At 68.1% G+C, this 8628-nt stretch carries 10 protein-coding genes and 1 pseudogene; 4 read left to right on the top strand and 7 right to left on the bottom strand.

Going from position 1 to position 8628, the window contains the following annotated elements:
• Positions 1–175: 175 nt before the first annotated feature.
• From ACFV9O_RS23290 to ACFV9O_RS23275, 4 genes are all read right to left on the bottom strand, one after another.
• Positions 176–499 carry a hypothetical protein gene (locus ACFV9O_RS23290; RefSeq protein WP_385420796.1) on the bottom strand — a complete coding sequence of 108 codons (324 nt, stop codon included), beginning with the start codon at positions 497–499 and terminating at the stop codon, positions 176–178.
• Entirely contained in the window at positions 496–864 is a 369-nt protein-coding gene (locus ACFV9O_RS23285) for a WhiB family transcriptional regulator (protein ID WP_352076065.1), read from the bottom strand. Before ACFV9O_RS23285 ends, ACFV9O_RS23290 begins: the two co-directional genes overlap by 4 nt.
• A 169-nt stretch (positions 865–1033) precedes the next feature.
• Entirely contained in the window at positions 1034–1366 is a 333-nt protein-coding gene (locus tag ACFV9O_RS23280; protein ID WP_385420794.1) for a hypothetical protein, read from the bottom strand.
• Positions 1367–1531: 165 nt separating this feature from the next.
• Positions 1532–3712 (bottom strand): ATP-dependent DNA helicase UvrD2, encoded by a 2181-nt coding sequence (locus tag ACFV9O_RS23275; RefSeq protein WP_385420792.1) that lies wholly within the window; start codon positions 3710–3712, stop codon positions 1532–1534.
• Between the two features lie 176 nt (positions 3713–3888).
• Between ACFV9O_RS23275 and ACFV9O_RS23270 the strand changes: the two genes are divergently transcribed.
• Both ACFV9O_RS23270 and ACFV9O_RS23265 read left to right on the top strand, forming a co-directional pair.
• Positions 3889–4146 carry a mycoredoxin gene (locus ACFV9O_RS23270; protein ID WP_385420790.1) on the top strand — a complete coding sequence of 86 codons (258 nt, stop codon included), beginning with the start codon at positions 3889–3891 and terminating at the stop codon, positions 4144–4146.
• 121 nt (positions 4147–4267) lie between these two features.
• A complete protein-coding gene (locus ACFV9O_RS23265; protein ID WP_385420788.1) occupies positions 4268–4783 on the top strand; it encodes a hypothetical protein in 516 nt (171 codons plus the stop codon).
• A gap of 43 nt (positions 4784–4826) precedes the next feature.
• On the opposite strand, the gene ACFV9O_RS23260 is transcribed toward ACFV9O_RS23265, so the two are convergent.
• Both ACFV9O_RS23260 and ACFV9O_RS23255 read right to left on the bottom strand, forming a co-directional pair.
• On the bottom strand, positions 4827–5414 hold the full coding sequence (locus tag ACFV9O_RS23260; protein ID WP_385420786.1) for a recombinase family protein: 588 nt from the start codon (positions 5412–5414) through the stop codon (positions 4827–4829).
• Positions 5415–5573: 159 nt separating this feature from the next.
• Positions 5574–5846, bottom strand: a complete 273-nt coding sequence (locus ACFV9O_RS23255; RefSeq protein WP_385420784.1) for a hypothetical protein — start codon at positions 5844–5846, stop codon at positions 5574–5576.
• A gap of 208 nt (positions 5847–6054) precedes the next feature.
• On the opposite strand from ACFV9O_RS23255, the gene ACFV9O_RS23250 reads away from it, so the two are divergent.
• Positions 6055–6858: a hypothetical protein gene (locus ACFV9O_RS23250; protein ID WP_385420782.1), complete on the top strand. Its 804-nt coding sequence runs from the start codon at positions 6055–6057 to the stop codon at positions 6856–6858.
• A gap of 182 nt (positions 6859–7040) precedes the next feature.
• Here ACFV9O_RS23250 and ACFV9O_RS23245 read toward each other — a convergent pair.
• Positions 7041–8114: pseudogene (locus ACFV9O_RS23245) on the bottom strand (IS630 family transposase).
• Between the two features lie 54 nt (positions 8115–8168).
• On the opposite strand from ACFV9O_RS23245, the gene ACFV9O_RS23240 reads away from it, so the two are divergent.
• Positions 8169–8495 carry a hypothetical protein gene (locus tag ACFV9O_RS23240; RefSeq protein WP_385420780.1) on the top strand — a complete coding sequence of 109 codons (327 nt, stop codon included), beginning with the start codon at positions 8169–8171 and terminating at the stop codon, positions 8493–8495.
• Positions 8496–8628 lie beyond the last annotated feature (133 nt).

The raw sequence follows: 8628 nt of genomic DNA, 5'->3' as shown, positions 1-8628 counted from the left end.
GGCGTCCTCGAAACCGGGCGAAAAGGGGGAGGGGGTGTGTGGTTTTCCCACTTTGTGAGGGGACCCCGGGGGGGGGAACGGGGGGGGAAAAAAGCACGGGGGGGCCGGTTTTGTTAGGACCTCCCCCCGCGGCAGGAGCTGTGCACGGAGTGTGCGGCTGGGCTATGGCTGTCGGTTACTGCATGACGGCCATGGCCAGCGCGCGGCGGGCACGCATCGACACGCGCTCGGCGCGCCGCTGCATCCGACGGGCGGCGACCAGGCGCACGGCCTGGCGTTCCACGTCGGCTTCCCGCAGGCGCTCATGCATATGCGCACGAGCCAGGGCTTCTGGGATGAGTTGCATCTCGCGGGTCCTGTTCTGACGCGAGGCGTTCGCGCCGATGGTGGTGACGGCTGGGGTGGCGGAGCCGTTCGGCTCGCTCGTGGAAGAGGTCATCGGGGCCTGCTTCTGGGGATCGTGCGTGAGGGGACGGTCGATGGTGCCGACGGCGATCATGCCGCGACCGGGTTCTTGCGCGGGCGGCCACGAGGCCGCTTCCGGGCGACGACGACACCTTGGACGAAGAGCTCTCCGCCCCAGACACCCCACGGCTCACGCCGCTCCTTGGCGCCTGCGAGGCAGGCCTCCATCAGCGGGCAGGTCCGGCAGAGGGACTTGGCGTACTCGACATCGGCCGGCGACTCGGCGAAGAAGACCTCCGGGTCGTAGGAGCGGCAGGGGACGGGTACGCCGAGGTTCTCGATGGCGTCGTCGAGCGCGGTCAGCGCGGTGAGCGGGGTCAAGGCGGAGTCCTCCGTGAGGCCGGGCGGGGGGATCGTTTCGGAAGGCGGTACGGACGGGGCGTGCGCTTCGAGTTGCACGGTGGTGTTTTCCTCGTCTGGTCGGTCCGGTCTGTTGACCGGGCTTCGGCTGGTACCGGGTCTTGCTGGTCCCGAGGCCCCTTCGCCTGTTTCCTCATCGGGGAAAACAGAAGGGCCGCGGATCCCTGGTGGGGTTCCGCGGCCCTGAAGGCGCCGGCCTGATGGTGCATCAGGCTGGATCACTCCAGGGTTCGAGCCCACGGAAGGCCCACATCGTGTGGTGCTGCGTCGTCTGCTTCTTGGTGCCGGCACTGGCCGCCGCGAAGGCATAGGCCTGGGCCTCTGCCGCTGCTACTCCTGCTTCCAGTGCCTTGGTCGGTCGCTCATTGCGCTCCCGGACGGGCAGACCCGCAGGGAGGGAGACCGGAAGCACGGCCGAGAAGCCGGACAGACCGGTGCCAATGAACGCCGAACCGGAGAGGCCGAGCGAGCAGGCGGAGACGACCGAGCGATCGGTCATTTTGGCGGTGGTGCGGATGAAGCTGGTGTTGATGCTGATCACTGGAATCGCCTCCTCTCGGCGTCTCTGGGACCGGCCGGGGCCGATCGCGCGTATTCGGATAAGTACAGCACGAGGACAGGGCTTCAGAGAAGCCGCTGTTCGCGTGGTTAAGAACCTATGGGGATGACTGGGGCGGGCGCAAACTATTTTTTCGACGAGTTTGTATCAGTCGCCCTCGTCGCCTCCCTCAAGCTCCTGACCTGCACAGATGGCCAGGACATCGGCCCCGAAACGCTCCAGCTTGCGCCCGCCGACGCCGGAGATGCCGGCGAGCTCGCCCTCGCTGCCGGGCACGGCCTCCGCGATCGCCATCAGGGTCTTGTCGGTGAAGACGCAGTACGCGGGCTGGCCCAGCTCCCTGGCCTGCTCGGAGCGCCACTCGCGAAGCCGCTCGTACAGCGCCTCGTCCATGTCGGACGGACAGTCCTCACACCGCATCAGCTTCATCTCACCGGCGTCGGTGAGCGTCTTGCCGCACACCCGGCACAGAACCGGCCCACGCTGCTTGCGCCGTCCGGTGGAGCCGCTGCCCCGCTCGATGCCACCGCCGCCGCCCGCACGGCCCGCGCCGGGCGCGGCCGAGCCCGGCCGCAGTCCGGCCAGGAAGCGGGTGGGACGGCGGGAGGCCCGGCCGCCCGGCGAGCGGGACAGGGCCCAGGACAGCGACAGATGGAGCCGGGCTCGCGTGACTCCGACATAGAGCAGCCGCCGCTCCTCCTCCACCTGCTCGTCGGTCTTGGCGTAGGTGATCGGCATCATGCCCTCGGTGAGGCCGACCAGGAACACGGCGTCCCACTCCAGACCCTTCGCGGAGTGGAGCGAGGCGAGGGTGACGCCCTGGACGGTCGGGGCGTGCTGGGCGGCCGCCCGCTCGTCGAGCTCGGTGACCAGATCAGCGAGCGTCGCCCCGGGCCTGACGCGGGCGAAGTCCTCGGCGAGCCGGACCAGCGCGGCCAGGGACTCCCAACGGTCCCGGACGGCACCGGAGCCGGCCGGGGGCTCGGTCGTCCAGCCCTTGGTCGAGAGCACCGCGCGGACCTGGGACGTCAGATCCTCCACATCGTCGAGCAGCGGGTCGTTCCCCCCGGCCCGGGCGGCGCCGCGCAGGGCGACCCCGGCCTCCCGTACCTCGGCGCGCTCGAAGAACCGCTCGGCTCCGCGCAGCTGGTAGGGCACACCCGCGTCGGCGAGGGCCTGCTCATAGACCTCGGACTGGGCGTTGACCCGGTAGAGCACCGCGATCTCCCCGGCCGGGACGCCGGCGGCGATCAGGTCGCGGATGCGGCGGGCGGTGCCCTCGGCCTCGGCGGGCTCGTCCGCGTACTCCGTGTAGGCCGGCTCGGGGCCCGGGTCGCGCTGCGAGATCAGCTCGAGCCGGTGCTCGGCGGCGCGGCCGCGGGCCTGCTGCAGCAGACCGTTGGCGAGGTGCACCACCTGCGGGGTCGAGCGGTAGTCGCGGACGAGCTTCACCACCGTCGCGTTGGGGTGGCGGGTGCGGAAGTTCAGCAGATGGTCGGGGGTGGCTCCGGTGAAGGAGTAGATCGTCTGGCTCGCGTCGCCGACAACGCACAGGCTGTCCCGGTCGCCGAGCCACAGGTCCAGCAGCCGCTGCTGGAGCGGTGACACGTCCTGGTACTCGTCCACCACGAAGTGCTGGTACTGACGGCGGATCTGGTCGGCGATGTCATGGCGGTCCTGGAGGATGCCGACCGTGAGCAGCAGGACGTCCTCGAAGTCGATCACCGACCGGTCGCGCTTCAGCTGCTCGTACAGCGCATAGATCTGGCCGATCTCCGCCGGATCGCGCGGAGCGTCCCTGAGCGACTCGGCGACAGCGGCGGGATAGTCGGCGGGCACGGTCTGGGTGACCTTGGCCCACTCGATCTCGCTGGTCACGTCCCTGAGCTCATTGCGGTCGAGCCGGATCCGGCAGCGCGCGGCAGCCTCCGCGACCAGCTGGATCTTCCGCTCCAGCAGCCGCGGCAGCTCACCTCCGACGGCTTTCGGCCAGAAGTACTGGAGCTGGCGCAGGGCCGCCGAGTGGAACGTGCGGGCCTGCACTCCACCCGCGCCGAGCTGCCGCAGCCTGCCGCGCATCTCCCCCGCGGCGCGGTTGGTGAACGTGACGGCCAGCACACTCGACGGCTGGAGTATGCCCGCCCGCACTCCGTACGCGATGCGATGGGTGATCGCGCGCGTCTTGCCCGTACCGGCGCCCGCCAGGACGCACACCGGACCGGTCAGGGCGGTCGCGACCTCGCGCTGCTCGGGGTCGAGGCCGTCGAGCACGGCGTCCGCCGACTCGGGGACCTGAGGGAAGAGAGTGGAGTGCGTTGCTGCTGTCACCCCGCCATGCTGCCAGGTCGGGGGAGATCACCGGGACAGTTGTCCACAGGGCAGCCCCACCGGTCGTACCAATACCGGGAAGTCGTACCAGTACCGGGAATGGGGATGGCGTCGCGTACGTTCGTTTACCCGGACACCCCCATGGGGCACCCAGAGACTGAGGAGCGGAGAAGACGATGCAGGGATCTCTGACGATGTACAGCACGACCTGGTGCGGCTACTGCCGTCGGCTGAAGAGCCAGCTCGACCGTGAGGGCATCAGCTACGTCGAGGTCAACATCGAGGAGGACCCGCAGTCCGCGGCCTTCGTCGAGAAGGCCAACGGTGGAAACCAGACGGTTCCCACGGTTCGGGTAGTTCCCACCAACGGTGGCCCGGAGGTCGTCATGACGAACCCGAGCCTTGCCCAGGTCAAGCAGGCCCTCGCCATCTGACGCTTCCCCGCACTGCGCCCCCTCTGGTGTCACCGGAGGGGGCGGCTCCGCACCCATGGGATCGTGAATCCGCACGCCAGCGCGACCTGCAAGGACCGACTCCGACCCGGAGGACTCCCAAATGCCCGACCGACGTCTTGACTCGACCTGGCTGGATGAGTGGCGCCAGGAGGTGTCGCGTAGCGTGACCCGGCTGATGGAGTCCTTCGAGGAGACACACGGCTACCCGGCAGGCAACAATACGGTGGTACCGGCCGACGAGGGCACGCACGCTGCAGTCCCCGTTCTGGGAGACCGCTGGCCACGCCCCCTGCTATATCTCTACTCGGTCATCGACAGCGTGTCGCTTCCAGACATCGGCAACGGATACTTCATCCACTCGCCCTCAACCGTGACCGAGCACCTGGCCGAATATGGACACACCGCCCTCACGAGCGGCGTACCTGGCATCGTCTTCGGCAGCGTTGGAGGCGGCAATCTCTTCGCTCTCGCCGACGACGGCCGGGTCCACAAGTCCAGGACCGCATCCTCGACTGATGGGTTCGATGTCGCGGCCACCGATCTGGGCGACTTCCTCGAACAGCTTCGCCATGTCGTAGAGCAGTTCGCCGCCACAGGCCAGCCCGGCTCTCTCTGAGCCCCCAAGCCCGCCTCAGGCAGTGTCTCCTGTCTGCCGGGTCTCATCCGGTCGTGCCGGTAAGCGCCCGGTAGACGGTCGCCTGTCCCACTCCAAGCGCCTTGCCGATGGCCCCGTAGCTCTTGCCCTCACCCTTCATTGCCTGCGCCTGGCCGATCATCTTCGCGTCCATGACCTTGGGGCGACCGCCCACCTTGCCCTGCGCCTTGGCTGCGGCGAGTCCCGCCTTGGTGCGCTCCACGATCATGTCTCGTTCCAGCTCGGCAAAGGCGACCATCATCGTGAAGAAGAACTTGCCCTCACCAGACGGCGAGTAGCTACCGGCCAGCGTGCCCGTGAGGATGCGGAGCGAGACGCCACGGGCGTACAGGTCCTCAGCGAGGGTGAGCACATCCTTCGTGGACCGACCAAGACGGTCAAGCTTCCACACGACCAAGGTGTCCCCCTCGCGCAGGTAGTCCAGCGCCTTCGCCAGTTCCGGCCGGTCCGTGTTCTTACCCGACGCCTTGTCCGTGAAGAACTTCGTGCAGCCCGCATCGGTGAGCGCATCGAGCTGGAGCTGTGCGTCCTGGCTGTCCGTCGAGGCACGGAGGTAGGCAACGAGGGGATCGGCGTTGGCGATGATCGACATGGCCCGCACTGTTCCATAACCCATTCCGAAACGTCAAGCGTTCCAGAACATCAGAAGCGTGAGTTTCAGAACGGGCTCGGTGGGCGTTCCGGATCGTTCCAGTAACCATCGTTTGCGGAACGGCCACTCTCACCCCTGCTCGCGCCAGACGGCGAGGGTTCAGGTGACCGGGGAAGCGCACGCGAGGAACGGCCCGGCAGCCTTGCTCCATGACTCGCCACGCGCAAGAGCAGCTGCCCCTTCGGTACGCAGAGACTCGACCACGGGGGCGAGGAAATCACTCCGCCAGTGCTGTACCGTTTCCGGCTTCATGCCGCTCGCGTCGACCACGGCCCCCACCTTGGCTTCAAGGACGGCCGCACCCTGGTCCGTGTCCGGACCTGTCCACTCGTCTACGTGCTCGGCTATCAGCGCCCAAGAGATCTTGACCATGCGCCGGATCGTAAGACCAGCGGCGAACGACTGGGGGGAAGTCGCAGGGCTCGCAAGGGTGGGGGTATGACCCCTGGAACCTGCCGGCTCCGTCCGCCAGGTCTTAGCAGCTCAGATCCTGCCACGGTTCCAAGGGTCGTCTGACTGTGACGGTCGATCCTGCTCTACGCATGACGAGGCTCGCCGCAGCACGGTATAGCCTCCGCCTGTGACCAGCAGCCACGGGCAGACCAACGACCCGCAACACGCCGAACTGCCTCATTATCAAGTGCTCCTGGACAGCACAGACTGGGCTTCACTTGAGACGCCTTCCGGTACGGGAGCATTCCTGCCGGAGGCACTGGCACGCCTTGTTGACGCCGACCCCGCCGTCAGGGTCGCCGCGATCGCTGACGCGCTCGGCGGGGTCACTCACCAGAACACCATCTACGAAGCCACCGTGCCCGTGGCCCTTTACGTCGCGGCGATCCTCGATCACCCTGCCGCCGCCTCGGGCGACTGCGAACGGGACGCTGAGGGAGCAGGGCGCTACCCCACACGGGCGGCGCTATTGGAGTGGCTCAGCAACACGGCATATGACGCGGACGACGAGTGCGTGGCCATCGGTGAGCGCATCTGGGGAGGCGGGTATCTCGACGACTACTCGGACATGCGTGCGTTTCGGGACCTGCGCCCCGCGTTGTTCTCTGCCGTCCGCCCGCTCCTTAGCCACGACGACGAGTCCGTACGCGAGGCTGCCCTCATTGCGGCCATCCCCCTGGTGGAGCACCCCGCACTCAAGCCGAACCGGGATGAACTCGTCGACCATGCGCGCCGTCTGCTGGCGGCCAGCTCTGACCGCTACAAACGCGACCGTGTTCTGGACGCACTGAAGGCATGGGGCCACGACACCCGCGCCCTGGAGAATCCCGACGACCGCGCGGCCCGCGAACGCTACGCCCGCCTGAAAGCCGAACGCGAGAGCCGGGCCAGCGACTGGTTGGGCGGCTACGCCAAAGACCCGCCGTTCTGATCCAGGGTCCACCCGAGCCTCATCGGATCACTCAGCGTGTCAGCCCACAACACTTGAGCCAGAACACAGCTTCGACGACCGTCACAGCAGGTCGTCAGAGGATCTGCGTAGCCAGGCAGCCGCGGAAGAGGGTCAGGTCAGGGCGCTAGTGCTGCTCCGCGGAACTTCGTGGAGGGTGTTGATCAGGCTGCCTTGAGCGGGGTGCCCTCGTAGGTCCAGCGGTAGGGCTTGGCCGTCTCGTTGTGCTTGATCACGTAGGTCTCCAGCTTGTCGATCAGGTCGTCGCGGCTGGCGAAGTCGCCGTGCCGCAGGACCCGGCGGGTCAGGGCGGAGAAGAACAGTTCGGCCTGGTTGAGCCAGGAGGCGTGCGGTGGAGTCCAGTGGACGTGCCAGCGCGGGTGCGCGGCCAGCCATGCCTTGGTGTGCCTGGCGGTGTGGGAGAAGCCGTTGTCGAGCACGACGTGGATCTCCTTGTCTGGGGCGATGGTCCGGTCCAGCTGGGCCAGGAACGCGGTGAAGGTCGCTGCGTCGTTGCGGGCGATCACCTCGGTCAGCACTTCGCCGCTGGTCACCTCCAGGGCGGCAACCAGGGAAGCGGTGCCGTGGCGCCGGTACTCGAACTCCTGGCGGGCAGACTCGCCGGGGGGCGGCGGGGCGCCCGGGATACCGGCGTGAGCGGGCGGCGATCGCGGTCTTCTCGTCGATCGAGAGCACTACCGCACCCTCGGGCGGGTCGAGGTAGAGGGCACACACGTCTGCCGCGCGTTCCCAGAAGTCGGGGGTGTCGCGGCGGGTGAGCCAGCCGCGGACCTTGTGCGGTTTCAGGTCCAGGTCCGCCAGGATCCGCCCGACCTGCGAGGCCGAAACCGGCGCGAAGCAGGTGCCCGCAACCTGCGCGGCGATGGTCCGGTGCGACCAGGTCGCCTCCGGATGCGGCGGAGCACTGGTGGCCGTGGCCACGATCACTACCCGCACGTGGGGCCCGTAGATCTTCGGCCGTCCGGACCGTTCGGCGTCCCGCAGCCCGTCCAGGCCGCCGGCGGCGAACCGGCCCCGCCACTTGCGCACCGTGTTGACGCTGACCTCCAGCTCCCGGGCTATCGCGCCATTGGCCAGCCCGTCCGCCGCCGCGAGCACGATCTGGGCCCGCAGCACTGCCCGCACTTGCGCCTTCGGCGAGCAGACCGTCCGTAACAGCCGCTTACGGATCTCCGGCCCGAGCACCACCGCGACCGCCGCTCCCACGCGTCCTTCACCCTGCACGGCAGACGATCATGGCGGACCGGTGTCACACCCGGCAGGATGGGCCCGTGCCGAAGAACCCCCCGGAATCGATGCAGCACCACCTGCGCCATCGCCTGAACACCCATGCCCAGGCCCGCTGGCCGCAGCTGGCCCGCATCGACGTCCGCTTCCGCGCCGGATTCGCCTACGTAGCAGCCGAGCTGAAGGACGGGGAGGAACTCCCCCTGTGCCGCCTGCGCTTCACCGGCGTCCTACACACCTGGGGCTTCGCCCTCTACCTCGCAAGCCGGGGCGGCTACCAGGACAACTACCTGCTCACAGGACTGCCCATCGGCAGTCCCGAAGACTGCCTCGACTGCGCCGGTGGCCTCTACCTCGACACCCCCGCCTGACCGACCCCAACACCCCTCCACGAACTTCCGCGGAGCAGCACTAGTGTCCTGCGCCCGAAATTGCGTTACTAAATCTTTTGCTAGTTTTCGGTGGCTGGCGGAGTGACCTTGGTGAGGTAGTCGGCGAGGGATT

Source organism: Streptomyces sp. NPDC059909 (assembly GCF_042730885.1).
GTDB lineage: Bacteria > Actinomycetota > Actinomycetes > Streptomycetales > Streptomycetaceae > Streptomyces.
This window is presented reverse-complemented; position numbering and strand designations above follow the sequence as displayed.